Source organism: Kitasatospora sp. NBC_00315 (assembly GCF_041435095.1).
Taxonomy (GTDB): Bacteria; Actinomycetota; Actinomycetes; order Streptomycetales; family Streptomycetaceae; genus Kitasatospora.
In genome coordinates this window covers 6877211-6902534 of sequence record NZ_CP108025.1, presented here as the reverse complement: position 1 = coordinate 6902534, position 25324 = coordinate 6877211, and the positions used below count along the sequence as shown (strand labels likewise).

Here is a 25324-nt window from a genome sequence, read left to right as displayed (position 1 = left end):
CTTCGGCCCGCGACCTCCCGATGAACCCTCCGCCGTCACTCCGTCGGCCCAGTCCTCCGGTCGGCCGACCGGGGCGCCTCACCGCCGGGGGCGGCCGACCGGGCGCCTCACCGCCGTCCTATCCGACGAGCTGGTAGATGCTCCTGCCGACCAGCCAGAGGCCGATCAGCAGGCAGAGCAGGACGACGGTCGGGTCCTGGTGGGCCTCCATCCAGGCGCGCAGCCGCCCGAGGCGCTCCTGCGCGGCGGCGGGCCACAGGGCGGCGTGGACCAGCATCACCAGCAGGCTGGAGCTGGCGAGCAGGCAGAAGCCGGTCAGCGCCAGGTAGGTCGTGACGTGCGACAGGTCCGCGTCCACCACCGTCGCGCAGCCGGCCGCGACCAGGGCCCACGGCTGGAGCAGGACGGCCGTGCCGGCCGCCGTCCAGGGCGAGAGGCGGTTCAGCCGGCCGGCCCAGGCCGGGGGCCGGTGGGGGCGGCCGAGCCGGCGCCGGCGGTGCTCGCCGTAGCCGACCAGGCCGACGCCCAGGGCGATCTTGAAGGCCAGCACCGCCGTCGAGGGGGTGCTGCTGCGCTGGAACGGCGTGCCCCCGGTCGCCGCGACCACCATGGCCAGGACCAGGACCAGGCAGCCGAGCCACGCCAGCACGAAGGCCAGCCCCTTGCGCAGGCCCCGGTCGGCGGAGAGCAGCAGGATGAAGGCCGTCACGGGTACGGGCTCCAGGGTGATGGCCAGGCCGATCAGGAGCAGGTCGAGGACCATCGCCACCTCCCGCCGCGCTCGGCCGTCACCGCGCGTTGGGAGGCCAGGGTGAAGGCCACCAGCTCCCGGGCGGGCAGCGACTGCGCGGGGGCGCTCGCCGGCAGGTGCACCGCGGTGCTCACGCGGGCCCCGGCCGCTCGCGCCGAGCGGCCGCGCCGTCCTGCCGGCGACGGAGCCCGGAGCGCGGAGCGCGGGAGCCGGAGCGCGGAGCGCGGGAGCCGGAGCGCGGAGCGCGGGCCGCGTCCGGGGCGCTCGTCCGCGGACGATGTCACTGCCGTCTCCCGTCGTTCGCCGCCCGCCGGTGGCGGCCCCGTACCCGTACCCGTACCGGGGCCACACTCCGTGGCGCCGGCCCGTCCGGGGGTGAGCGGCTCGCCCCGCTCGTCCGTTCGGGACGGCCGCGCCCCTCCGACGGCGTAACGGGCCCCGGTCGGGCGCGGCCGACCCGCCGGGTTCAGCCGGCGGGCGGGGACACCACGTTCCTCGGTGGCTCACCGGCGAGGAAGCGCTCCAGCTGGGCGCGGATCAGGCGCAGGGCCCGGGGCAGGAAGGCGGAGCTGTTGCCGCCCACGTGAGGCGTGATCAGGGTGCCGGGCGCCTGCCAGAGCGGGTGGCCGGCGGGCAGCGGCTCGGGGTCGGTGACGTCGAGCGCGGCGCTCAGCCGGCCGCCGCGCAGTTCGGCGAGGAGGGCCGTGGTGTCCACCACGGCGCCACGGGCCACGTTGACCAGCAGGGCGCCGTCCTTCATCGCGGCGAGGAAGGCCGCGTCCACCAGCCCCCTGGTCCCGTCGGTGAGCGGGACGGTCAGCACCACGACGTCGGCCCGGGGCAGCAGGGCCGGGAGGTCGGCGAGGGCGTGCACCGGCCCGCGGGCCGCCGTCCGGGCGCTGCGGGCGACCCTGAGCACCTCGCACTCGAACGGCACCAGGCGCTCCTCGACGGCCGCGCCGATCGAGCCGTGGCCGACCACCAGCACCGTACGGTCGGCGAGCGAGGCGAACGATCCGCCCTGCCAGGCACCGGCGTCCTGCGCCCGGACGAAGCCCGGCAGGCCGCGCAGGGAGGAGAGGATCAGGGTGAGCGCGAGCTCGGCCGTGCTCGCGTCGTGGACGCCCCTGGCGTTGCAGAGCGCCGCACCGGGCGGCACGGCCGGCAGCAGGCCCTCGACGCCCGCCGACAGGCTCTGCACGATCCGCAACCGGGGCATCCGCGCGAGCAGCGGCACGGCCGCCGACGCGAAGGTGTACGGGACGACGAAGAACTCCACCTCGTCGAGCACCCTGCGGGGCGGGCCCTCGCCCCGGCCGTCCCACAGTTCGGCCGCCACCCCCGGCAGGCCGATCCGCTCGGTCGGGTAGGGAAGCAGGATCCTGGCCGGGGGGCCGGCGGGCCGGGCGCTCGAAGGGCTCATGAGCCGATCTCAACAGCGATCACCGGCGACGGCAAACCCCGGCCGCCGGGGTCGGTGCCCCCCGTCCGAGAGCCGTTGCCCGGCCGGGCGGCACCGTCCAGGCTGCGCCGTCGTCCGGGAGTGCCGGGGCCGGGCCGGGCCGGGGACGGGCCGGGGACGGGCCGGGCCGTGTGCGGGCGCCCGGCCGGTCCCCGGCGTCCTCGTCAGCCGGTCAGCTCCGCCCGGACCAGGCGCGCCGCTTCGACCAGGTGCTCCAGGGAGGCCCGGGTCTCCGGCCAGCCGCGGGTCTTCAGTCCGCAGTCGGGGTTGACCCAGAGCCGCTCGGCGGGAATGGCCGCCAGGCCGGCGCGGAGCAGGGCGGCGGCCTCCTCGGTGCCGGGCACCCGCGGGGAGTGGATGTCGTAGACGCCCGGCCCGACCTCACGGGGGTAGCCGGCCCCGGCCAGCTCGTGGGCGACCTGCATGTGCGAGCGGGCCGCCTCCAGGGAGATCACGTCCGCGTCGAGCTCGTCGATCGCGGTCATGATCTCGCCGAACTCGGCGTAGCACATGTGGGTGTGGATCTGGGTGTCCGCCCGCACGCCCGAGGTGCTGAGACGGAAGGCCCCGGTGGCCCAGGCCAGGTAGGCCGGGCGGTCCGCGGCGCGCAGCGGGAGGGTTTCGCGCAGGGCGGGCTCGTCCACCTGGATGACGGCGGCGCCGGCGGCCTCCAGGTCGGTGACCTCCTCGCGCAGGGCGAGGGCGACCTGGCGGGCGGTGTCGGCGAGGGGCTGGTCGTCGCGGACGAAGGACCAGGCGAGCATGGTGACCGGGCCGGTGAGCATGCCCTTGACCGGACGGTCCGTCAGATCCTGTGCGAAGCGGTACCAGTCGACGGTCATCGGGTGCGGACGGGAGATGTCGCCGGCCAGGACCGGCGGGCGGACGTAGCGGGTGCCGTAGGACTGCACCCAGCCGTGCCTGGTGGCGAGGTAGCCGGTGAGCTGTTCGGCGAAGTACTGGACCATGTCGTTGCGTTCGGGTTCACCGTGGACGAGGACGTCCAGGCCGGCCTTCTCCTGGTAGGCGATCACCTCGCGGACCTCGGCCTCCATCCGCTCGCGGTAGCCGTCGGCGCCGAGGCGCCCGGCGCGCAGGTCGGCGCGGGCGGTGCGCAGTTCGGTGGTCTGCGGGAAGGAGCCGATGGTGGTGGTCGGCAGCAACGGCAGGCCCAGCCGGGCCCGCTGGGCCTCGGCCCGCTCGGGATAGGTCCGGGCCCGGCGGGCGTGCTCCGCCGTGGCGGCGCCGGCCCGGGCGCGGACGGCCGGGTCGTGGGTGAGCGCGGAGGCGGCGCGGGAGGCCAGGTCGGCGCGGTTGGCCGCCAGTTCGGCCGTCAGGGTGTGCGTGCCCTGGCTCAGGGCCCTGGCGAGCAGCACGGTCTCGTCGGTCTTCTGGCGGGCGAAGGCCAGCCAGCGGGCGACCTGCGGGTCGAGGTCGCGCTCCGCGTCGGCGTCGAGCGGGACGTGCAGCAGGGAGCAGGACGGCGCGACGTCCACCCGGTCGGCCAGGCCGAGCAGGGTGGCCAGGGTGGCGAGCGACTTCTCCAGGTCGTTGATCCAGATGTTGCGGCCGTCCACCACCCCCGCGACCAGGCGCTTGCCGGGCAGGCCGCCGACGGCGGCGAGTTCGTCCAGGTTGGCGGCGCCGGGCCCGGTGAAGTCGAGGGCGACGCCCTCGATCGGGGCCCTGGCCAGGATCGGCAGGGCCTCACCGGCTCGGCCGAAGTACGTCGCGACCAGGATCCTGGGTCGGTCCGCGAGAGCGCCGAGGTCACGGTAGATCCGCGCCGCGGCGTTCAACTCCGCCGGGCTGCGGTCCTGGACGAGCGCGGGCTCGTCCAGCTGGACCCACTCGGCGCCGGCCGCTCGCAGGTCCGCCAGGAGCTCGGCGTAGACGGGCAGCAGGCGGTCCAGCAGGGTCAGCGGCCGGAAGTCCGCCGCCACCCCGGGGGCGGGCTTGGCGAGCAGCAGGTAGGTCAGCGGGCCGACCAGGACCGGCCGTGCGGTGTGGCCCAGCGCGATCGCCTCGCGCAGTTCGCCGACCGCCTTGGACGAGTTGGCGGCGAATGCGGTGTCCGGTCCCAACTCGGGCACGAGATAGTGGTAGTTGGTGTCGAACCACTTGGTCATCTCCAGCGGTGCGACCGCCTGGGTGCCGCGGGCCATGGCGAAGTACCCGTCCAGCGGATCCGCCTCGACGGCGGCGCGGTGCCGCTCCGGAACGGCGCCCACCGCGACGGTGGCGTCGAGCACGTGGTCGTACAACGAGAAGTCCCCGGTGGGCACTTCGGCGATACCGGCCTCGGTGAGGCGCCGCCAGGTGTCGCGGCGCAGCCCGGCGGCGGCGGTGCGCAGGTCGGCCGCGGTGACGCGCCCCGCCCAGTACCCCTCGATCGCCTTCTTCAGCTCTCGGTTCGGGCCCTGACGCGGGTAGCCGTGGACGGTGGCCGGCGGTGTGGTCGAACTCGGTGACACGGAACTCTCCTTCGCGAGTCGCGTTGCGATCCCGGGAGGGCACGGGGGCACGAAGGAACAGCAGTCGGGGCGTGGCACCGGGATGGGCCCGCCCGCTCCGCCGACCCGCCCACGAGGTCACCGAGATCACCGCGTGCGGTCGCACACGGGCAGTGGCAGGTCTTCGGACTCATGGGCACACCGGTCGGGCCTTCGGCCTGTCCGGCACCTACTGGCCGTCGCTTCCCGGGCCCCGCTGGGGCCCAGTGCATGTGACGGCGGTCGTTCCCACTCACCGCTGCGGGGCAGTCCCGGATTCACACCGGGTTCCCTCTTACGACGCACCTGCCTGGCGGACAGGGCGAACCAACTGCGAGCCACAGCCTAGTACGCCGGCCGCGCGTCCGTGAGATCCCCCGCCCACCGCCCGGACCGACGAGCGGGACAGGCGATGTCCTGGCCGCCTCCGCACCGGGCGGCGACCGGCCCCCCGGAAGGGCCGACGGCCCGAACCGGATCCCGGCGGAGGGCGCCGCGGTCGCCCTGGCGGGCGAGGCGCGTCTGCCCGCTTCGTCCGACGCCGCTCCCCCACCCGCTGGTGACCGGCCGGTCGGCGCGGGACGCCGAGCGGGCCGCGCGGCTGCGGAATGCCGCGCGGGCCGCGCCTCAGACGACCAGGACCCGGCGCCCCCGGGTATGACCGAGGCGGCTGTCGGTGTGCGCCGCCGCTGCCTCGGTGAGCGGGTACGACTTCTCGACCGGGATGTGGAGTCTGCCCGTGGAGATGAGGTCGACGGCCTCGGCGAGCGCGTCCGGCACGCTCCCGGCCACGCCGGAGAACCGGACGCCCAGCTGCGGCGCGCCGAGGTCGGCGATGGAGACGACCTTGCGCGGGTGCCCTGTCAGCTCGACGAGTTCGCGGATGACGCCCGAGCCGGCCAGGTCGAGGGCCGCGTCGACCCGGCCGAAAAGCCGCACCCGGTCGACCCAGCCCTCGTGGTAGGTCGTGGCGAGGGCGCCCAGGCCGCGCAGGTAGTCCTGGTTCGCAGCCCCGGCCGTGCCGATCACCGCGATGCCGCGCGCGCGCGCGATCTGCAGCACCGCCGACCCGACGCCGCCGGACGCGCCGCTGACCAGCAGTGTCTGGCCGGGCCGCACGCCGACCTCGCGGATGACGCGCAGCGCGGTCTCCACCACCGACGGGTACCCGGCCGCCTCCTCGAAGGGCAGCCCCTCGGGCATCCGGGCCCAGGCCGACAGCACAGCGAATTCGGCGTACGTGTCGGCACCTTCGCCGAACACGCGGTCGCCGACCTCGACCCCCTCGACGCCCTCACCGACCTCGTCCACCACCCCGGCGGCGTCCAGTCCGAGCCCGGCGGGCAGCTCGACCGGATGGGCTCCCAGAACCTGGCCCTCCCGGATCCTCCAGTCGACGGGGTTGACACCCGCCGCCCGTACGGCGATGCGTATCCGACCGGGGCCCGCGTGGGGCTCCTCGGCTTCCACCAGTTGCAGGACCTCGGGACCGCCGAACTCGGCGAAGCTGATTTTCCTCATGCGGCCGAAGATAGACCTAACAGTTAGTGTTTCACAACAGTTATTGATTCATACCTGGTAGGGTCATGGCATGACCGAGCCGCCCGGACGCCGCGACCGCAAGAAGGCCGTGACGCGCCAGAAGATCGCCGACACGGCGCTGCGCCTCTTCCTGGAGCGCGGGTACGACGCCGTGGGCATCCGTGACGTGGCAGCCGAGGCCGACGTGGCCGTCACCACCGTCTTCGCCCACTTCGCCTCGAAGGAGGCCCTGGTGTTCGAGCGCGACCAGGACTTCGAGCAGCGCCTCACGCGGGCGGTGATCGACCGGCCTCCGCTCGACCCGCCCGTCCCGGCACTGCACCGCGAGGTCCAGGCCCTGGTGCGGCACTGCACGGCGGAGGGCAGTGCACCCGTCCGACGCATGATCGAGGGATCGCCCGCCCTGCGGGAGTACGAGGAGTCGATGAGCCTGCGTCACGCGCAGGCGCTGGCAGCGGCACTGGCCGCCGATCCCCACCTGACCCGGAGTACGACGGCCTGCCGGGCGACCGCGCGGTTCGCCATCGACGCCTACGCGCTCGCCTGCCGGGCGGACGATCCCGAGGCCACGGTGGACGAGGTCTTCCGGATGATCGAGGCGGCCTGGGAAGCCACCGCGCCCTGAACCGGGGCGCCCGCGCACTGCGGCCGGGGCCGGGGCACGACGCATGCGGCTTGCCCCGGTTGGCCCCTCCCGGATCCGTTCGCCCGATCAGGTGCCCCCCGTCGGCCCGGGTCCTCGACTCGGACACCGGGTGGACTCGGCCGACCGGCCTGAACAGTGGACCGCCGAGCCCGGCGCCGGGCCGGGCAACTTACCCGGTTCAGCGATGACATCCGCGCCAGGATGCGGACGGCGGGGTGCGGGCGGCAGGGCGGCCGCAGTGAACCGGACGCCGGAGTTGCCGCCATCGTGCCTGCCCCGCCGGCGGATTGACGACATCGCAGGTGAGGACAACCGGCCGGAATTCCGTCCGCCGGATGGCGTCGCGATCCATTGACAGCGACAAGGCCCGACCTTATGGTCTGGGGCACTTACTCGGTTAAGTCATGCCAGTGCCGCACGTGCGCCTCGGCCGGATCCCGGCCGTCGCGCGCGTGCGGCCGCCCCTGCCGGGCCCCTCCACCACCCCACCCGGCGCCCCCGCCACGGCGACCCGACGACCGGGGCGGCACCGGCCGGCAGCACCCTCGCTGTCCTGGCCACGGCAACGGCTGACCGACCCCACACGAGAGAGCCGAACCGGTATGCGCAGAGCACTTACCTGGTCCACCGCCCCGGCCGCCCTGCTGGCACTCATGCTGGCACTGTTGACGGCCCCCTCCACGGCCCAGGCCTTCCCCGCCTCCGCCAAGCAGGACGTGCTGGCCTACCTGAAATCCATCACCGGCACGAGCATCGTGTCCGGCCAGCACAACAAGGAGCCCGCGAGCGCTCCCGGCCAGTACACCCAGCAGGTCAAGGACATCACCGGCCAGTACCCGGGCCTGTGGGGCGGCGACCTGATGTTCAACGCCGCCGACGTCGCCAACCGTCAGAGCGTGATCGACCAGGCCAGAACGGAATGGGCCAACGGCTCCCTGGTCGCGCTGACGTGGCACGTCTGCCCGCCCACCGGCGGCAGTTCCTGCGCCTTCGACGGGGGCGTCAAGTCCAGCATCACGGATGCCCAGTTCAACCAGATCATCACCGACGGCACGGCCCTCAACCTGGCATGGAAGCAGCGCCTCGACGAAGCCGTTCCCTACCTCCAGCAGTTGAAGGACGCCGGGGTGCCGGTGCTGTTCCGTCCCCTGCACGAGATGAACGAGTCCTGGAACTGGTGGGGCCACCGCCCCGGTGCCTCCGGCAGTGCCCGCCTCTACCAGATCACCCATGACTACCTGGCGAACACCAAGGGTCTGAGCAACCTGATCTGGGTCTGGAACGTCCAGGACAATCCGGCCGGCGGCTGGAGCGGCTACTACCCCGGCGACGCGTACGTGGATGTCGCCTCGCTGGACGCCTGGTACAAGGACTACCCCAGTGCCGCGGACTACCAGCAGTTGCAGGCCATCGCGGGGAGCAAGCCGATGGCCATCGCGGAGTTGGGGAAGATCCCCACCGCCGCTCTGCTGGACGCCCAGCCTCGCTGGTCCTACTTCATGATGTGGTCCGAGCAGTTGAAGGGCGACAACACCAACGCCGAGATCCAGACGGGGTACTTCCTGCCCCGTGTGCTCAACCAGGGCGAGATCACCCTCCCGAGCGGGACGACCGGGACCCCCACGCCCGGCCCCAGGACCGGAGCCGTCACCGGTCTGGCCGGCAAGTGCCTGGACGCCCGGGCCTCGGGCACCGCCAACGGCACCGCCGTCCAGCTCTACACCTGCTCCACGGGCGTCGCGCAGACCTGGACCGTCGGCACGGACGGCACCCTCCGCAACCCCAACTCCGGCCGTTGCCTGGACATCACGTCCGCCGGTACGGCGAACGGCACCCGGATCCAGCTGTACGACTGCAACGGCACGAGCGCCCAGCAGTGGCAGGCCCAGACCTCCGGGCAGCTGCGGAACCCGGTGTCCGGCCGGTGCCTGGACGTACCGGGCGGCAGCAGCGCCGACGGTACCCAGCTGCAGATCTGGGACTGCAACAGCAACGCCTGGCAGCGCTGGACCCTGCCGGGCTGACCGCCCCGCCACCGGGCCCCTGCGGGACACCCGTGCCGCCCGTCCCGCCACGGCCCCGTGCCGCCCCACCCGCGCCACGGCGCCGTGGTGGGGCGGCACGGGGCCGCCACGGTCGAAGGATGCGGCTGACGGGCGGCGGACGGTCGTCAGCACTCCTGCGGGTCGGGCAGATCACCGCTCGACGGGCGGGCTCGCAGACGTCCGGTGGCCGCCAGTTCGTCCAGTCGTCGCTGCTCCCGCAGTGCCCAGCGCTCGACCCGCACGGGATCCAGCGGGACACCGTGTCCGACGTGAAGCCGGGTCGGCTTGAGGGCCAGCATCTCCCGCAGGCTGGCCAGGTTGCGCTGCGGGTCGTCGTGGAAGGGCGGGTTGGCGGGACGGCCGGGGATCAGGCCCATGAAGGAGTTGGCGACCAGATCACCGGCCACCAGATCCCCCTCGTCGGTGAGGACGGAGATCGAGCCGGCGGTGTGCCCGGGGGTGGGCATGACGCGGGCGTCGATCCCGTGCTCGTGCAGAGCGTACTCGCCGCGGATCAGCACACCGGGCTCGAACGGCTCGACGGCGGCGTGCAGTTGGCGGCTGCGGTCCATCAGGCGCCCCATCGGACCGGTCGGCAGGTACGGTTCGCGGACCCGGCCGCTGCGGTACGGCTGGAGGTCCGCGACGTGCCCGGCGACGGGTGCGCCGGTGAGCCGGTGCAGTTCGGCGGCGGACCCGAAGTGGTCGATGTGCCCGTGGGTGATGACGATCAGCCTGACGTCGGCCGGGTCCACGCCGTTGCGGGCGACGGCGTCACGGATCAGCGGCCCGCTTCCGGGGGTTCCGGCGTCCACGACGACCGGGTGGCGGCCCAGGAGCAGGTACGCGTTGACGGCGTGCCGTCCCAGGACCGGGATCGCGATGACCTTGGTGCGTGACATGAGGGGCTCCGTAGCGGTGCGGGTGCGGGTGCGGGTGCGGACGTGTACGTGGGCGTGGGCCTGCGGGTGTGCGGGCGGGCATGCGGTTCCGACCGTGAACACGGCTGAGTGCGTCCGGTTGGGAATCCGGCTGGGAATCCGGCTGAGGGCGTGACGGACCGGACGCCCGGCGCGCGAGGGCGCCGACCGCCGGGGCCGATGTGCGGGTGAACCGGGTGAACCGGTCAGTCGGCGCCCGGGGCCACCACGTCGGGGGAACGGAATCGGCGCCGGTACTCCGCCGGGGTGGTGCGCAGCCTGGTCCTGAACGCCCGGTGCAGGGTCTCGACGGACCCGAGGCCGGTGCCGGCGGCGATGTCCGCCAGGCCGCGGTCGCTCTCCTCCAGCAGACGCCGGGCGGCCTCCAGTCGGACGGCCTCCAGGTAGTCGGCCGGGGTGCGGCCGGTACGGCGGCGGAACAGGCGGGAGAAGTGCCGCACGCTCAGGTGCAGCCGTTCCGCGAGGACCGGGACGGGCAGCTCCTCGGCCAGATGGTCCTGCATCCACAGCCGCAGGCCGTCGATGCGGTCGTCCACCGGCGCCTGGAGGGACAGTGGGACACTGAACTGGCTCTGCCCGCCCGGGCGTTTGACGTACATGACCATCGCCCTGGCCGTCTCCAGCGCCAGGGCCTGGCCGTGGTCCTCGGCGACCATGGCCAGGGCCAGGTCCAGCACCGCGGTCACGCCCGCGCAGGTCCACACCCGCCCCACCCGAATGAAGATCGGATCCGGGTCGACGTCGATGCGCGGATGCTCGGAGGCGAGCTGGTCCGCGGTCAGCCAGTGCGTCGTGGCCTTCGAGCCGTCCAGCATCCCGGCCGCCGCCAGTAGGTGCGCACCGGCGCAGAGCCCCGCGACGCGGCGTGCCCGTGGGCCGGCGCCGACGAGCCAGCCCGCCACGAAGGGATCGACCACCGCCGAGACCCGCCCGGCGGACAGGTCCATCGCCCCCGCCACGAGCAGGGTGTCCACCCGGCCCCGCACCTCCTCCAGCGCGAGGTCCGCCACCAGGCGGATCCCGCCCGAGGTGGCCAGCTCCCCCGCGGCCCGCGCCGCGACCTCCACCCGGTAGCCGGGCGTGCCGGTGCCCAGCAGACGGGAGGCGATGGAGAACACCTCCGCCGGTCCCGTGACGTCCAACAACTCGACGCCCGGGAAGGCGGCGATGACGACTCTGCGCGGTTCGGCCATGGCACGATCCTCACGCCCCGGCGGGTGCGTCCGCAATGACCGGCTTCTGTCAGAAACGGCCACCGGACGAGGCCCGGCGACAGCGCACCCGCCGCGCGGGCGCACCCGGGCGCGGCGGGTGCTCGCCGCCCGAACCGCCGGGCGCCGGGCGCCGGGCGGCGGGTGCCGGGTGGCGGGCGGCGGGTGGCGGGCTCCCGGCGGGGACGCCGTGGGGCTCGGCCGCGCCTCACCAGAGGGTGAGCAGGAGGTGGTTGACCAGCAGCGCGAGGACGGCCTGGCACGCGAGCCAGCGACGGTGGTCGCGCCCGGGGAGCAGGGCGGCGGCGGGCAGCAGCCAGATGGTGAAGGGCAGCCAGATCCGTTCCGTCTCGGCCTTGCTCATCCCGGTCAGGTCGGCGATCAGGACGGTGAGTACCGCTGCGGCGGCCAGGACGGCGACCACCTGGGGGCCACTCGGCGCCCCTGTGCGCAGCCGGATCACGGCCGACGGCGTGGCCGCCAGTGCGCGTCGGGTCGCGGCGAGGGCGGCGAGACCGGTGCTGAACAGGGCGCAGGCGAGATCGGCCCAGACCCAGTAGCCGTACGGGCGGATGCCGCCCGCTCCCTGGTAGTAGCGCTGGACCAGCAGCGGATAGGCCTGCCACCAGGCGAACCCGGCCACCGTGAACGCGGCCGCCACGGAGGCGGCGCCGAGGACGGCGGCGGGCAGCGGTCGCGCCGTGCGGGCCAGCAGCAGCACGGCGGTGGCCGGTACCGCGACGAGCACCAGGCCGTAGGACAGGTAGGCGGCGAGGCCGAGCAGCAGCCCGGCGGCGAGCGCGGCGCTCCGGGGCCGGGCGGTGGCCCGGGTGGCGGCCGGCGCGAGCAGTGCCAGCCCCCAGGTGACGACGCCGGTGAAGTAGCCGTCGGCGCAGACGCCGACCCAGATCGCGGCCGGGGACAGCGCCAGGAAGGGGGCCGCCCGTCGTGCGGTCGCCTCGTCGCCCAGTGCGCGGACGGCCACCAGGGCGGCCGCCGCGGCCGAGCTGCCGGTGGTGATGCACCAGACCGCGGCCCAGGCCCCGCCGCCCAGGCCCAGCCGGTCCAGGCCGACGAAGGTCAGGACGGCGCCGGGCGGGTGCCCGGCCACGTGGGTGGCCCAGGGCTGCGGCTGGGTGCTCAGGATGTGCTGGGTGTAGTCCCGCAGGGCGGCGGGGACGTCGGCGAAGCGGTCGATCTGGGACAGGTACTCGAAACCGGTGGTCAGTCTGCCGGCCACGCCGCGCTGCCAGCCGTCCACCAGCGCCAGCGCCCAGGTCCAGGCCATCGCCGCCCCCCAGGTCACCACCAGGAGACGCCGCCAGGACAACCGCCGGGCCAGTCCCGGCGCCCGGCTGACGACCGCCACCGCGACCAGCACCGCGGCCGGCGTCCCCGGGCCCAGGTGCGGCAGCCAGGACGCCTGCAGGGGCGGCCACGGCACCTGGAGGGTTCCGTCGGCCCGTTGGATCGCCGCGCCGATCAGGGCCGCCGCCACGAGCAGCAGTGCGCCCGCGGCGGCGGTCACCGCGTCCGCCCGCCGGCCGCCCCGCGCGGGACGGCAGGCGCCTGGGTCCTTCGTCACCGCGGCACGGTCGTCGCCGTGGTCCGGGCCCCCGTCAGGATTCCCGTCCCGTGCGGGCGGTGGATCGGACCGGGCCGTGTGCAGTCGCTGGTGCGCCGCGCCGCGCGCGTGGGACTCGGTCATCGGGGTGCGGCCTTTCGGAGCGGGCGTGGATCCCGTCGGCCGGACGGTGTCCGGCGGGCGCGGCACGACGCCCGCCGGGCGAGTACGACGGCGAGTACGAGGGCCGATCCCGCGGCCGTCGCCAGAGCGGCGGCGGTCACGGGACGTATCCGACGGATCCGCCGTCCCGCCCGCGCCGGGACGACCGGGCCCCGGTGGGCGGCGGCGCCCACCGGCGCGACAGCCGGCGCGACAGCCCGCGCGGTGGCCGCGGCAGCGGGCGACGCGGCGGCCGCCACCGCCGTACCCGGCGTGGCACTCGGCCCCGGTGGGGGACCGTCCGAAGGGGGAGCGTCCGGAGGGGCCGGGCTCCGTCGCACGGCACGCCCGGCGAACAGGGCACGCGCGACCAGCAGCAGCGCGGAGATCCCGAACAGGACAGCGGTGACGAGCAGCCACCGCCCCAGGTAAACGCTCTCCGAGAGCCCGGTGTCACGGGTGTAGGGATCGGAGAGGTCGAGGACCAGCGGGAACCAGACCAGGAGGAGCAGGAGGGAGAGGAAGGCGGGGACCCGTACGTGGTTGACGAAGCCGGCGCGGGCAGGCCGGCACGCCTCCCCGGGTCGCGGGCCCAGGGTGGCCTGGGCCGCGCGGTCCGCGCCGGAGTAGAGGGGGACGAGGACGAGGTCGTGCACCAGGGCTCCACCGATGAACCAGAGGGCGACCTCCAGGGTCCGGCCGCTGAGCAGCCGCACGGCGGCGTAGGAGGCGAGCGCGAAACAGCAGGCCATCAGGAGCAGGTGCAGGGGGTGCGCGCCGTAGCGGTGGCGGAAGCGGTCCCGGACGGTCGGGCGGCGGTTCATCGGGTCACGTCCGGAAGGTGAGGTTGCCGACCCACTTGGTGTTGTTGACACCGGGGTTGGCGGGAACGATGATCCGGGCCGGGTAGCCGTGGTCCGGCGAGAGGTCGGCGCCGTTGACGTGCAGGGCCAGCAGCGAGCGGGGGTCGCGGATCTGGTTGCCCGCCAGCAGCACCCTGCTGAACGACCCGCCCCGCTGCACGGACTCCACCAGCACGCTCCCGGCGTCCGGAAGCCCGGCGAGCGCCGCGAGGTCGGCCAGGCGCGGGCCCGACCAGTGCTGGTCGTCGGTGGACCAGCCCTCCACGCAGGCGATCGGCAGCGCCGCGGCCCACTGGGGCATCGCCAGGAGCTGGTCCCGGGCGAAGGTGAAGGTGCTGGCCGGGCCGTGGACGTTCAGCCGCCAGGCGGGCCCGATGTCCTCGGCCGTGACGCCGACGGCGGCGGCCGTCTTGTTGACCTGGAAGCCGTTCGGGCCGTCGGCGGGGTCCCGGTCGTGCGGGGCCAGCAGGGCCGTACGGCGCCAGGGGCCGCCGATGCTCTGGCCCGCCGTCACCACCAGCAGGGTGAGGGAGCCGGCGCCGGTCAGTGCCAGGGCGCCACGCCGGCTCATCGTCGCCGCGCGCGGCGCGGCAGCGACGAGACCGGAGTCGTCCGGTGGCTCGGGCACGGTGTGGGCGGTGTCGGTACGGAGTACCTCGGCGAGGCGGCGCGAGCGCAGGGCGCGCCACATCCGGGCCGACCGCAGGGCGACGTGCACCACGAACGCGGCGATGAACACCCAGGCGCCGTAGAAGTGCAGGGGGTAGAACGAACCCGGGATGACGTAGTGCAGCTGGATGTTGAGGATGCCGGTCGTGAACTCGAAGATCACGCCGCCGACCAGCAGGAGCAGCGACAGCCGCTCGACCGCGTGCGCGGGGCTGCGGGCGGGCGGCCACTCGAAGAGCTTCGGGATGACCGACCAGAGCTTGGCCAGCACCACCGGTACCAGGACGACGCCGAGCGTGACGTGGACACCCTGGGTGAGGCGGTACAGCCAGTACGGGTCGGTCGGCCAGGCGAACAGGTAGAAGCCGAGGATCCCCTTGTCGGGGGTCTTGTCGTTCACTGCACCCAGCCACGGGTTGTAGGCGGCGTAGGAGAGCAGCCCGGTGACGAACAGGACGGTGATCCCGAACAGCAGCACCAGGCCGAGCACGGCGGTCAGCCACGGCCCGCGGATCGGCGAGCGCCAGAACCCGGGCCGGAACGGGCCCGGCGGACGGGGCGGGTCCTTCGCCAGGGTGATCGCACGACCCGTCAGCGTCCCGATCCGCCCGGTCGGGCTCCGCTGAGCGGCTCCCCCGGGCGGCTCCGGCCGCGTCGTCGCGGACTCCGCGGCGACGCCCGGTCCGGGGGTGCCGTCCGCGCCGCCCCGAGCCGTGGCGGCCGCTCCCGCGTGACGATCCGCCTGATCGGGGCGTTGACCGTGCTCTTCACCTGACACTGCCGGGTCCCAACGTCACTTGTCCGCAATCCGGGCGGGCGCCACGACGCGATTCTCGGGTGCACCGCACACCGCCACGTGTTCATCCGACCCGGCCGTGCCCGCTGTCCACCGGACGGCCCAGTCCGGCGCTCCGCCGCGCGTCCGACAGCCGAGCGGCCGCGGCACGGCGACGGTCCGCGCGCCGAGGGCCGCCGACGACATCGCCGGGGCCCACCGCGCGCACGCCAACGCCTACATCACCAAGTCCTCCGACCCGGACGCGCTGACGCTGGCCGTCCGGGCCATCGACTCCTTCTTCCTGCGCACCGTCACACCGGGCTGACACCGGCCCAGGACCGACGACGCACGCCCCACGACCCACGACCCACGACGCACGACCCACGACCCACGCCCCACGGCCCACACCCCACGACCCACGACCCACGACCCACGACGCACCGTCAGGCGCGGGCCGCCGCCCGGGGCTCCTCCGCGTCCGCCAGCAGGAAGAACACCGGCGGCACGATCAGTTCGATCACCGTCAGCACCACCTGGAACCCGTCCGGCCACCCGCACGCGGCGAGCGACAGCAGGCGTCCCGCCGCACCGAGCAGGAACACCCCGGCCAGCCACCGCACCGCCGTCGCCGGGATCGGCGACTGCCGGACCACCCACAGCCAGGCCAGTCCGTAGCCCGCGAAGATCGCGCCGAAGAACCGGCCCAGGCTGTCGATCGTCGCGTCCGCCGAGCCCTCGCCGGGGATCGACGCGTTCCCCAGCAGAACGTGACCGAGCCCGATCGCCAAGCAGGCGATGCCCATCGCCCACGCGAGACCTCTGAGAAACCTGGCCGCCATGACCCACCCCTCACCCCTGGTTGACACGTGTCTACCAGAGTACGCCCGGCCAGTAGACACGCGTCAAGTAAGCTGGGTCCGTGCCTCCCCGCCAACGACTCAGCCCCGACGAACGCCGGGCTCAGCTCCTCGGCGTCGGCGCCCGGCTCTTCGCCGCGCACCCGTACGACGACGTGCTGATGGAGGACGTCGCCCACCACGCGGGCGTCTCCCGCGCCCTGCTCTACCGCCACTTCGCGAACAAGCGCGACCTCTTCGCCGCCGTCTACCAGCAAGTGGCCGACAGGTTGCTGGCCCGCACCCGCTTCGACCCCGCCGACACCCTCGTCGAACAGCTCGTCGAGGGCCTGGACGCCCACATCGAGTACTTCGCCGCCAACCGCAACACCGTGCTCGCGGCCAACCGCGTCCTCGCCGGCGACCGCGTGGTCCAGACCGTGATCGCCGACGAGCTCGACGCGCTCCGCGAACGCCTCCTCAACGTGCTTCCGCTCGCCGACGAGAGCGCCCGGGACGCCGTGTCGGGGGTGCTGAGGAGCTGGCTCGTGTTCGTCCAGGTGCTCTGCGTGGACTGGCTGACCAACGAGACCTGCACCCGCACCGAACTGCGGGACGTCTGCGTCGGTGCCGTGCTGGGCGCCCTGCGGCCCCTTCTCGCCGACGACCCGGCACCGGACTGGCCCCGGTAGGGGGCCCGGCCGGTCGGCCGCGGGGCCGCCCGCTCGACCGAAGGGGTGATTGCGACCTGCCCCGCCCCTCGTACCCGTTTGCCCGGACGAAAGCGGGATACACGCGCGGCACCACCGTGCGTGCCCGACTGGAGATCATGTGTCCTCCCGCTCCGCAGTGTTCCTGTTCGAGGTTGCCGTCCTCCTGCCCGGTGAACGGGGGTACGTGGCCTTCTGGTCGACGTGGTCGTACACGGCGGACGATCCGTTCGCCGTGCACGTGGAGTTCGATCCCGGCCCCCGCAGCAGCACCTGGGTGTTCTCCCGCGATCTCCTCGCCGAGGGCCTGGACCGGCCCTCGGGCCACGGCGACGTCCGCGTCGAACCCGATCCCGATCCCGGAAACGACCGCGTCCTCATCACCCTGCACGGGACGGACGGGCCCGCGCTGGTGGGTGTCGACACCGGCCCGCTGACCCGGTTTCTCGGCCGGACCACCGACATCGTTCCCGCCGGCGTCGAGGACTGTGAGAGCGCGATCGACGCATGGGTGGTCGCCACGCTCACCGCGAGCTGAACGGCTGCCCCGGCGCGAGGCGCCGGGGTCCGCCACGGCCGGGGCCAGGGCGGTGCGAGGGGCTACCGGCCGCCGCGCTCGTGGCGGGCGATCAGTCGCCGACGGGCGCCGGCACCGCCGGACGGAGTCTGCGGCCGGGCGGTCCAGCGCTGCGCGGGAGTACGACCGACCAGCAGGATGGCGGCGAGCAGCAGCGGGGCGCTCACCAGAACCAGGATCGACAGCATCGGTTTCCTCCTGCACTCGGCGAATGATCTTCCCTCGTCTGGCCGCGTCGAGGCGCCGCAAACCCCCGCGGCCCCGCGGCCTTCACCCGCGCCGGGACGGGACGCCGTCGGCACGCGTTCACGCGGTGGGCCGCCCGTCACCTCCGCGGTGGGCCGACCGTCACTTCTCGGCCCCGATGATGCTCCTGAGACTGCTCAGGTCCTCACCGGAGACCCCGGAGGGCTGCATGACGGCGTTCCATCCGTCGACGTACTCGGCCGCGTACTTGTGGCCGTGGCCGGCCGGAACGCCGGTGGAGAACGGAAGGTCGGCGGTGACCTGCCAGAAGGTCACGAACGGCATCCAGACCATGCCCTCCAGCACGTCCCTGCCGGGTGCCTGGCCGATCCAGTCCGGCTCGCTGAAGACGAGGCGCGGGCTCCACCAGACGATCGGATCGGACGGGTGCATGAGGTAGAGGACCCGGCTGCCCTCCCAGGGCTGACCCGTCGGCACGATGCCCGTGACCGGATCATTCGAGAAGCGTACGGTCCGCCCGTCCTTGTAGACGGGTTGGACCTCCGGGCTGCCGGCGTCACGGCGGTCGCTGAACTCCCGGAACAGGGTGTTGAAATTGGGCGGCCCGGCGAACAGCGTGCCCGCCGTGCGGTTGCGCAGGTCGTACTCTCCGCTGAAGGCGGCCTCCCCGCCGAACGAGCCCAGGCTCTCCCCCGCGACGAACAGCCGGGGTCGTTCACCGGCGGGCAGCTTCGACCAGACGTCGTAGACGGCGTCGAAGAGGTCGCGGCCCGCCTCGCGGGCCTTCGTCTGGTCGACCAGGTAGGAGATCCAGGACGGCAGGTAGGAGTACTGGAGCGCCACGGCCGCCGAGTCGCCGCCGCTGAGGTACTCGAACGTGTCGATCGAGGCCGGGTCGACCCAGCCGCTGCCGGTCGTGGTCACCACGAGCAGGTTCTTGCGCTGGAAACCGCCCGCACGGGTGAGGTCCTGAACCGCCAGAGCGGCGCGGGACTCCGTGTCGGAGGCCGAGCCCAGCCCGGCGTACGTCCTGATCGGTTCCATGGCCGGCCGGTGGGAGAACTGCGCGATGTCGCGCTCCGAAGGGCCCGTCCCGGTGAAGTTGCGCCCCTGCCGGCCCAGCGAGTCCCAGGGCACGAGGGAGTCCGGTCCGCCCGAACGCAGCGCGGATCCGGGCTGCTGCACCCCCTCGGTGGTCGTGGTGTCGCGCAGCGAGAACGTCTCGTTGGCGACGCCGACGAGACCGTCGAGCAGCAGCCCGGTGACGATCAGATAGGTGACACCGGCAGCCAGGATCCAGGCGACCGCGTGGGTGGCGCGGGGCCCGATCCAGCGCCGGAGCAGACTCGCGGCCCACCGGTAGAGGCCGCGGATCCCCCGCGCGAGCAGGAGGAGGAGGCAGAAGACCAGCGCGGCGACGAGGGGCGAGAGGACGGCGAAGAGGATGTTGTAGTCCTTCACCCCCATCAGGTTGCGGATCTCGTTCTGCCAGTACTGCCCGAGTGCGAAGAAGGCGGCGAACAGGACGAAGGCGCAGACGAGGAAGACGGCCCAGGCCCGACGCCGCGGAATCCGGGGGGCGCGATCGGCGAAAGCACGCCAGACGCAGGCGAGGAGCACCCCCAGCCCGTAGCCGATGGCGGCGGTGATGCCGACGATGAGGCCCTGGACGATCCCGCCGCGCGGCAGCAACGAAGGCGTGAAGGAGAGGCACCCCACGACGACGGCACCCCAGCACCCGGGGAGTGTGAGGTGGAGCGGAGTCCTGCGTTCGTTCGGAGCCGGCGCCGGGTCCGGCTCCGGCTCCGGCTGAGCACCGTCAGCCGCTCCGGGCGGCACCGGCCCGATCGGCGGTTCCGGTGTGTCCCTCGCCATGGCAACCTCCACCTGAATGGTCGCGCCACGAAAGCTCCGCCGCCAGCGGGGCCACTCCCGGAACACCGCCGACCACAGGAGGCGCGGGGCCACCCCCGGAGACGTCGGACCGGTTCAGCGCGCCCGCCCGCGCGGCTTCAGCGGCACGGCGGGGACGTGGGGCGCGCGCAACCGGGCACCGTCGTAGCCGCGCACCTCACCGAACCGCAGGCCCTGCTCCCACTCCTCCCGGGCCTGGGCGATCTCCGCGCCGGAGCGGCCGATGAAGTTCCACCACATCACGATCTCCTCCTCGAACGGCTCTCCGCCGAGCAGCAGGACCGCGCTGTCCGTCCGGGCCAGCAGGGGCAGTTCGCTGCGGCCGCAGCCCAGGTAGAGCAGTGAGCCGGGCTCGACCCGGACGCCGTCCACGTCCACGCTGCCGCTCATCGCCAGCACCGCGTACTCGAACTCCCGCTCCAGCGGCAGGCGCAGTTCGGCGCCCTCGGTCAGCGCCAGGTCGGCGCCCACCAGTGGGGTGTACGCGGTGCCGGGCGAGGTGGCGCCGTCGAGGGTGCCCATGATGACGGTGCCGCGCAGGCCGGGCGCCGTGACGAGCGGGAGGGCGGCGTGGTGCTCGAAGGCGGGCGCGGTGTGCCGGTGGCCGTCCGGCAGGGCGACCCAGAGCTGGGCGCCGTGCAACAGCCGGGCGTGCTCGCGGGGGGACTCCTCCGAGTGGGAGATCGCCCGGCCGGAGGTCATCAGCCCGAGCTCGTAGGGCCGTACGGTCTGCAGGCTGCCGAGGCTGTCCCGGTGCAGCACCTCGCCCTCGTGCAGCCAGCTGACGGTCTGCAGGCCCATGTGCGGGTGCGGCGGTACCTGCATACCGGGCTCGTCCGCGATGTCGTCGGGGCCGTAGTGGTCGACGAAGCACCAGGCGCCGACCATCCGCCGCCCGAGGCCGGGCAGCAGCCGGCGTACCTCGGTGCTCTCTCCCAGCTTGACCCGGCGCCCGGTCAGCAGTTCCTTGACGGGCCCCTGGTCCGCCTCGCCGCCGCAGCGGGTCGGGGAGGGGCTGAGGTCGAGATTGCTCATGTCGTCCACCGTACTGATCGGGGCCGGCCGCGCCGGGGGTCGGTACGATCATCCGCCCGGCGGGCCCGGATCGGGAAGCAGCCGCTCCCGGCGCCCCCGGCTCAGGCGGGCAGATCCGCCAGCGCGCTGCCCATGAAGGCGGTCACCTGCGGCAGGACCCGGGCCCAGAAGCCCTGGGTGTGCTCGCCGCGCGGGAAGTGCGCCTGCGCCGCACCCGGGGCCAGCGTCCGGGCCGCGCCGCAGAACGGGTCCTCGGTGCCGCACCAGACGCCGAGCGGGCTGCCGTGCGGCTGGTCCAGGTGCAGCAGCGGCTCGTGCTCGCGCCAGTCGGCCTCGGTGCTGAAACTGCCGACCGTCCGGGCGTCCGCCCAGGTACGGAAGAGGGCGGGGCTGAGGAGCGCGACCGGGCCGAAGCCCGAACCGCGGCCCCGGGCGTAGCGCAGCGCGCCGGAGCCTCCCATCGAGATGCCGAGCACACCCGCCGGGGCGCGCAGGCCCTGCTGGGCCAGTCGGCCGGGCAGCTCGCCCAGCAGCATCCGCTGGGGATCGTCGGCCCCGGTGCGGTGCCAGTACGAGGCGTCCCCACCGTCCACCGCGACCAGCGCGAACGGCGCGACTCCCGCCGCCACGGCCGCCGCCAGGAACTGCGGCAGCCCGGCGTCCACCATGCTCTGCGCGTTGCCGCCGCGCCCGTGCAGCGCGAGGCAGACCGGCAGGTCGCCCGGGCGGGCGGCGCCGGGCGGGAGCATCGTGATCATCCGCACGGTGGTGCCGCGGGCGGCCGAAGGGGCGTCGGAGCTGTTCAGCGGACCGGGCGTGACGTTCGGGACGGTGCCGTCCGGGCCGGTCAGACCGAGCACCCGGCGCAGCCGGACACCCCCCGGCAGCACGTCCTCGGCCATCGCCACGCCGGCACCGGCGCCGGCCGCCGTCAGGGTGCCCAGCCCGACGGCGGCGCGCAGCAGCGTTCGGCGTCCCACCCGGCCCGACGGTGCACCGGCACCTGTCCCGTGACCCACTGCGTCTCCCCCTTCGACGGCGAGCCCCCACTGTAGGGGCGGGCGGGTGCGCGGACGGTGCCGGGCCCGTCACCGTCGGGCGACAGCGGGCAGGCGCGCGGCCGGGCGGTGGCCACGGCAGGGGCGGACGGGCGCCGGACGGGCCGTCAGTGCGCGCAGGCCCAGGAGGCAGTGGCGGTGGCGGCCTCGGCCTGGGCGCGCAGCGCGCGGATCGCCTCCGCCGGGTCGGCCGCGCCGTACACGGCCGAGCCGGCCACGAAGACGTCCGCGCCGGCCTCGGCGCAGCGCTCGATGGTGGCGGCCGAGACGCCGCCGTCGACCTGGAGCCAGAGGTCGAGGTCGTACTTGGCGATCAGCTCCCTGGTCCGGCGGATCTTGGGCAGCATGATGTCGAGGAAGGCCTGCCCGCCGAAGCCGGGCTCGACCGTCATGATCAGCAGCATGTCGAGCTCGGGGAGCAGGTCCTCGTAGGGCTCGATCGGGGTGCCGGGCTTGAGGGCCATCGACGCCCGGGCGCCCTTGGCGCGGATCTCGCGGGCCAGCCGGACGGGCGCGGCCGCGGCCTCGACGTGGAAGGTGACGGAGCCGGCGCCGGCCTCGACGTACTGCGGCGCCCAGCGGTCCGGGTCCTCGATCATCAGGTGGAGGTCGAGCGGGGTGTCGGTGGCGCGCGCGAGGGACTCGACGACCGGGACGCCCAGCGTCAGGTTCGGGACGAAGTGGTTGTCCATCACATCGACGTGCAGCCAGTCCGCGCCCCGGACGGCCTCGGCCTCCTCGGCCAGGCGCGCGAAGTCGGCCGACAGGATGCTGGGGTTGATCTGCGCCATTTCCGATGCCTTCACAGCTGGACACGGGTGCCGGGAGCGGGCACCTCCGGCCACATCATCCCCCGGCGCGGCGGGCAGGGATGAACAGTGATACGCGCTCGTGACCCGCATCACAGGGCAGGCGCGCTATCGTGACCGCCGCCGTGATCCGTCCCCGTCCCTCCGAGGAAGGTCTTCCGATGGCCGATCTGGTCCATCCCGCCCGTGCGTTGTGGTGGCTCTTCGAGCCGGTGCACGCCGTCACCTACTTCTCCCCCGAGGGGAGGGCCGCGTACGAGGCGGCCGGATTACGCGGCAGTTGGCGCGGCTACTTCGCGGGCCGCGCCGCACCGCTCGGCGCGGTGGACGCCCCACCGGTCACCGCCGCGTTCTTCAGCTTCGCGCCCAGCATGGTCGAGCGGGCGCTGCCGGACGTCTGGAGCCGGGCCACCCCGGAGGCCGCCCTCGCCGCCCGGACCACCGGCGCGGCGGCCGCGCTGGAGCGGCTGCTGGAGCACGTCAAGCCCGAGCAGATCGAGCGGGTGACCGACCGCCTGGAGCGGGCCGCCGCCGAACTGGACTGCGCGGGCCGGGTGCTGGCCGCCGCCAACGCCGCGCTGCCCCGGCCCGAGGGTGTCCTCGGCCGGCTCTGGCAGGCCACCACCGTGATGCGCGAGCACCGGGGTGACGGGCACGTCGCGGCGCTGGTCGGCGCGGGCCTGGACGGGTGCGAGGCACTGGTGGTGCGATGTTCGCTGGACGTCCGCCGGGATTCGATGCAGCCGTACCGCGGCTGGACCGACGAGGAGTGGGACGCCGCCACCGAACGGCTGGTCGAGCGCGGCTGGCTTACCGGCCGGGGGACGATCACGGAGTGCGGCCGGATCCGGCACCAGAGCCTGGAGGCGGCCACCGACCTCGCCGCGGCCCGGGTCTGGGAGGGCTGCCGCCGCGCCGAGCTGGACCGGCTCGTCGAGGACCTCCGGCCCATCTCGGCGATCTGTCGCACCGCGTTGCCGCCGATCAACCCGATCGGGCTCCCGGCCATGGCCGGCTGAGCGTCGTCGTCCCGGAGTCGGCCCGGAGTCGGCCCCGGGTTCGGGCCGCGCAGCGTCGGCGCCGCGCGGGCCGACTCCGGACCGACGCGCCACTCCGGCGCCCACCCCAGGGTGGCCCACCCCAGGGCGGCCCGAACCCGTCAGCCCGCTCAGCCCGAGCCGTGCGGCCCGAGCACGATGCCGCGCCCCGCGTAGAACCGCGACAGATCCGGCCAGGGCACCCGGGCGAACTCCTGCGACTCCCCGGCGAAGCCGGACGGGTTGTGGATCACCAGATCACCGGCCGCGTCGCCGACCGCCAGCACCAGATGGCCGCCACGGCGCGGCGGCTCGGCGGCCCCGAGCATCCGGACGGCCGGGTGCACCGACAGCATCACCAGCTCGCCGGCCGCCAGGTGGCCCGGTATCTCGGCGGCCGGCAGCTCCGGCCGCGAGCGCGCGGCCAGCCCCCACCGCCCGCTCACGTACGCGGCGAACGGGGCGTGGATCAGCCCCTCCAGCAGCTCGCCCTTGCGCACGTACGCACCGGCGTCCAGGCATTCACCCGCAAGAGTGATGGGCGGCGGTGCCAGGCCCCACCAGTAGTCCAGTGCCATCCGCAGGCAGGCCACCCCGCACAGCCGCCAGGACCAGTACTCGTACTCCTCCGGTGTCGTCGCCCCGGACTGTCCCCACAACGGATCGTCGGCGGCGCTCAGCTGCCCCCCGATGATCTCCCGGACCAGTCCGGGGGACTCCCACTGGGAGTAGTAGGGCACCTGGTGGATGAGCTCCGCGGTGGTCGTCATGGACCGACCCTGCCACAGGCCCGCGCCGCCTTCGCGTCGAAGCGGGCCCGCGGGGCCGCGGGGCACAGCGGCAGGACCGTCGTCGTCCGTCCCCGGGACGGCGGCCTCCGGGGACGGACGACGGCGGCGCGCGGCGCCGCCCGTACCGGCGGGGTGTCCGGGCCGGTACGGCGCGTGCCGCGCGCCGCCGGTGTGCTACCAGGCGTAGTCCTCCGGCGCCGTGCGGTGGCCCGGGAAGATCTCGTCGAGGCGGTCCAGCGTCTTCTGGTCCAGGCTCACGTCCAGCGCGCGCACGGCCGCGTGCAGCTGGTCGAGCGTGCGCGGGCCGACGATCGGCGCGGTGACGGCCGGGCGGGAGAGCAGCCAGGCCAGGGCGACGTCGCCGGGCTCGTGCCCGATCTCGGCGGCGAGGTCCTCGTACGCCTGGATCTGGTCGCGCTTGGCCTCCACCGTCTCGGCCGAGCGGCCCTGGCTGCGCCGGACGCCCTCGCGCTCCTTGCGCAGAACTCCGCCGAGCAGCCCGCCGTGCAGCGGGGACCACGGGATGAGGCCGAGGCCGTAGTGCTGGGCGGCCGGGACGACCTCCAGCTCGACGGAGCGCTCCAGCAGGTTGTAGATCGACTGCTCGCTGGAGAGACCGAGGAAGTTGCGGGCCTTCGCGCTCTCCTGCGCCTGGGCGATGTGCCAGCCGGCGAAGTTGCTGGAGCCGACGTAGACGATCTTGCCCTGGGCGACCAGCACCTCCATCGCCTGCCAGATCTCCTCCCAGGGAGTCGCCCGGTCGACGTGGTGCATCTGGTAGAGGTCGATGTGGTCGGTCTGCAGGCGGCGCAGGCTGGCCTCCACCGCGCGGCGGATGTTGAGGGCGGAGAGCTTGCCCTCGTTGGGCCAGTCCCCCATGTCGCCGTAGAGCTTGGTGGCCAGGACGGTCTTCTCACGGCGGCCGCCGCCCTTGGCGAACCAGCTGCCGATGATCTCTTCGGTGCGGCCCCTGTTCTCGCCCCAGCCGTAGACGTTGGCCGTGTCGAAGAAGTTGATGCCCTGCTCGTGGGCGGTGTCCATGATCTCGTGGGCGTCGGCCTCTTCGGTGTGCGGGCCGAAGTTCATGGTGCCCAGGCAGAGACGGGAGACGGTCAGGCCGGTACGGCCGAGGTGGGTGAACTCCATGGTCCACCACCCTCCGCCGCTCCGACCGGTTTGTCCAGCACGAATCTCCGCCACGGCCGTACCGGGCCGCGCTCCGGC

24 protein-coding genes and 1 riboswitch are annotated in these 25324 nt (G+C 74.1%); of the genes, 6 read left to right on the top strand and 18 right to left on the bottom strand.

Features of this window, described 5'->3' with window-relative positions; translation table 11 throughout:
* Positions 1-118 precede the first annotated feature (118 nt).
* The 5 genes from OG823_RS28990 to OG823_RS28970 all read right to left on the bottom strand — a co-directional run bounded on the left by OG823_RS28990 (position 119) and on the right by OG823_RS28970 (position 6226).
* The gene (locus tag OG823_RS28990) at positions 119-763 is read right to left on the bottom strand and encodes a GAP family protein (RefSeq protein ID WP_371483044.1); all 645 of its coding nucleotides are present in this window, start codon (positions 761-763) and stop codon (positions 119-121) included.
* Positions 742-885, bottom strand: a complete 144-nt coding sequence (locus OG823_RS28985; RefSeq protein ID WP_371483043.1) for a hypothetical protein — start codon at positions 883-885, stop codon at positions 742-744. The genes OG823_RS28990 and OG823_RS28985 overlap by 22 nt, the downstream gene beginning before the upstream one ends.
* A gap of 332 nt (positions 886-1217) precedes the next feature.
* Entirely contained in the window at positions 1218-2174 is a 957-nt protein-coding gene (locus tag OG823_RS28980) for a 2-hydroxyacid dehydrogenase (protein ID WP_371483042.1), read from the bottom strand.
* A 203-nt stretch (positions 2175-2377) separates the two neighbouring features.
* On the bottom strand, positions 2378-4687 hold the full coding sequence (metE, locus tag OG823_RS28975) for a 5-methyltetrahydropteroyltriglutamate--homocysteine S-methyltransferase (RefSeq protein WP_371483041.1): 2310 nt from the start codon (positions 4685-4687) through the stop codon (positions 2378-2380).
* 136 nt (positions 4688-4823) lie between these two features.
* A riboswitch (cobalamin riboswitch) is annotated at positions 4824-5052 on the bottom strand.
* Positions 5053-5332: 280 nt separating this feature from the next.
* A complete protein-coding gene (locus tag OG823_RS28970; RefSeq protein ID WP_371483040.1) occupies positions 5333-6226 on the bottom strand; it encodes an NADP-dependent oxidoreductase in 894 nt (297 codons plus the stop codon).
* 70 nt (positions 6227-6296) lie between these two features.
* On the opposite strand from OG823_RS28970, the gene OG823_RS28965 reads away from it, so the two are divergent.
* Both OG823_RS28965 and OG823_RS28960 read left to right on the top strand, forming a co-directional pair.
* Positions 6297-6872, top strand: a complete 576-nt coding sequence (locus tag OG823_RS28965; RefSeq protein WP_371483039.1) for a TetR/AcrR family transcriptional regulator — start codon at positions 6297-6299, stop codon at positions 6870-6872.
* A gap of 623 nt (positions 6873-7495) precedes the next feature.
* Entirely contained in the window at positions 7496-8917 is a 1422-nt protein-coding gene (locus OG823_RS28960; RefSeq protein WP_371483038.1) for a glycosyl hydrolase, read from the top strand.
* A 146-nt stretch (positions 8918-9063) separates the two neighbouring features.
* Here OG823_RS28960 and OG823_RS28955 read toward each other — a convergent pair whose 3' ends face one another.
* The 5 genes from OG823_RS28955 to OG823_RS28935 all read right to left on the bottom strand — a co-directional run bounded on the left by OG823_RS28955 (position 9064) and on the right by OG823_RS28935 (position 14928).
* On the bottom strand, positions 9064-9840 hold the full coding sequence (locus OG823_RS28955; RefSeq protein ID WP_371483037.1) for an MBL fold metallo-hydrolase: 777 nt from the start codon (positions 9838-9840) through the stop codon (positions 9064-9066).
* 224 nt (positions 9841-10064) lie between these two features.
* Positions 10065-11072 (bottom strand): GlxA family transcriptional regulator, encoded by a 1008-nt coding sequence (locus OG823_RS28950; RefSeq protein WP_371483036.1) that lies wholly within the window; start codon positions 11070-11072, stop codon positions 10065-10067.
* Between the two features lie 226 nt (positions 11073-11298).
* Complete coding sequence (locus OG823_RS28945; protein ID WP_371483035.1) at positions 11299-12798, bottom strand: hypothetical protein; 1500 nt, start codon at positions 12796-12798, stop codon at positions 11299-11301.
* Entirely contained in the window at positions 12795-13640 is an 846-nt protein-coding gene (locus OG823_RS28940; RefSeq protein ID WP_371483034.1) for a hypothetical protein, read from the bottom strand. The genes OG823_RS28945 and OG823_RS28940 overlap by 4 nt, the downstream gene beginning before the upstream one ends.
* Positions 13641-13644: 4 nt before the next feature.
* Positions 13645-14928 (bottom strand): molybdopterin-dependent oxidoreductase, encoded by a 1284-nt coding sequence (locus OG823_RS28935; RefSeq protein WP_371484691.1) that lies wholly within the window; start codon positions 14926-14928, stop codon positions 13645-13647.
* A 295-nt stretch (positions 14929-15223) separates the two neighbouring features.
* Between OG823_RS28935 and OG823_RS28930 the strand changes: the two genes are divergently transcribed.
* Complete coding sequence (locus OG823_RS28930) at positions 15224-15451, top strand: hypothetical protein (RefSeq protein WP_371483033.1); 228 nt, start codon at positions 15224-15226, stop codon at positions 15449-15451.
* A 118-nt stretch (positions 15452-15569) separates the two neighbouring features.
* On the opposite strand, the gene OG823_RS28925 is transcribed toward OG823_RS28930, so the two are convergent.
* Positions 15570-15965: a DUF4345 domain-containing protein gene (locus tag OG823_RS28925; protein WP_371483032.1), complete on the bottom strand. Its 396-nt coding sequence runs from the start codon at positions 15963-15965 to the stop codon at positions 15570-15572.
* Between the two features lie 80 nt (positions 15966-16045).
* On the opposite strand from OG823_RS28925, the gene OG823_RS28920 reads away from it, so the two are divergent.
* Positions 16046-16654 carry a TetR/AcrR family transcriptional regulator gene (locus OG823_RS28920; protein ID WP_371483031.1) on the top strand — a complete coding sequence of 203 codons (609 nt, stop codon included), beginning with the start codon at positions 16046-16048 and terminating at the stop codon, positions 16652-16654.
* Positions 16655-16793: 139 nt separating this feature from the next.
* The gene (locus OG823_RS28915) at positions 16794-17210 is read left to right on the top strand and encodes an SsgA family sporulation/cell division regulator (RefSeq protein ID WP_371483030.1); all 417 of its coding nucleotides are present in this window, start codon (positions 16794-16796) and stop codon (positions 17208-17210) included.
* 62 nt (positions 17211-17272) lie between these two features.
* On the opposite strand, the gene OG823_RS28910 is transcribed toward OG823_RS28915, so the two are convergent.
* From OG823_RS28910 to rpe, 5 genes are all read right to left on the bottom strand, one after another.
* Complete coding sequence (locus OG823_RS28910; RefSeq protein ID WP_371483029.1) at positions 17273-17437, bottom strand: hypothetical protein; 165 nt, start codon at positions 17435-17437, stop codon at positions 17273-17275.
* A gap of 160 nt (positions 17438-17597) precedes the next feature.
* On the bottom strand, positions 17598-19175 hold the full coding sequence (locus OG823_RS28905) for an alpha/beta hydrolase (protein ID WP_371483028.1): 1578 nt from the start codon (positions 19173-19175) through the stop codon (positions 17598-17600).
* A 270-nt stretch (positions 19176-19445) separates the two neighbouring features.
* Positions 19446-20405: a pirin family protein gene (locus OG823_RS28900; protein WP_371483027.1), complete on the bottom strand. Its 960-nt coding sequence runs from the start codon at positions 20403-20405 to the stop codon at positions 19446-19448.
* Positions 20406-20506: 101 nt separating this feature from the next.
* The gene (locus OG823_RS28895; protein WP_371483026.1) at positions 20507-21385 is read right to left on the bottom strand and encodes an alpha/beta hydrolase; all 879 of its coding nucleotides are present in this window, start codon (positions 21383-21385) and stop codon (positions 20507-20509) included.
* A 185-nt stretch (positions 21386-21570) separates the two neighbouring features.
* The gene (gene rpe, locus OG823_RS28890; RefSeq protein WP_371483025.1) at positions 21571-22254 is read right to left on the bottom strand and encodes a ribulose-phosphate 3-epimerase; all 684 of its coding nucleotides are present in this window, start codon (positions 22252-22254) and stop codon (positions 21571-21573) included.
* A 179-nt stretch (positions 22255-22433) separates the two neighbouring features.
* Between rpe and OG823_RS28885 the strand changes: the two genes are divergently transcribed.
* Positions 22434-23291, top strand: a complete 858-nt coding sequence (locus OG823_RS28885) for a hypothetical protein (protein WP_371483024.1) — start codon at positions 22434-22436, stop codon at positions 23289-23291.
* Positions 23292-23440: 149 nt separating this feature from the next.
* Here the strand turns inward: OG823_RS28885 and OG823_RS28880 are convergent, their stop codons facing one another.
* Together OG823_RS28880 and OG823_RS28875 are read right to left on the bottom strand one after the other, a co-directional pair.
* Complete coding sequence (locus OG823_RS28880; RefSeq protein WP_371483023.1) at positions 23441-24079, bottom strand: C39 family peptidase; 639 nt, start codon at positions 24077-24079, stop codon at positions 23441-23443.
* 195 nt (positions 24080-24274) lie between these two features.
* Positions 24275-25246: an aldo/keto reductase gene (locus OG823_RS28875; protein ID WP_371483022.1), complete on the bottom strand. Its 972-nt coding sequence runs from the start codon at positions 25244-25246 to the stop codon at positions 24275-24277.
* Positions 25247-25324 lie beyond the last annotated feature (78 nt).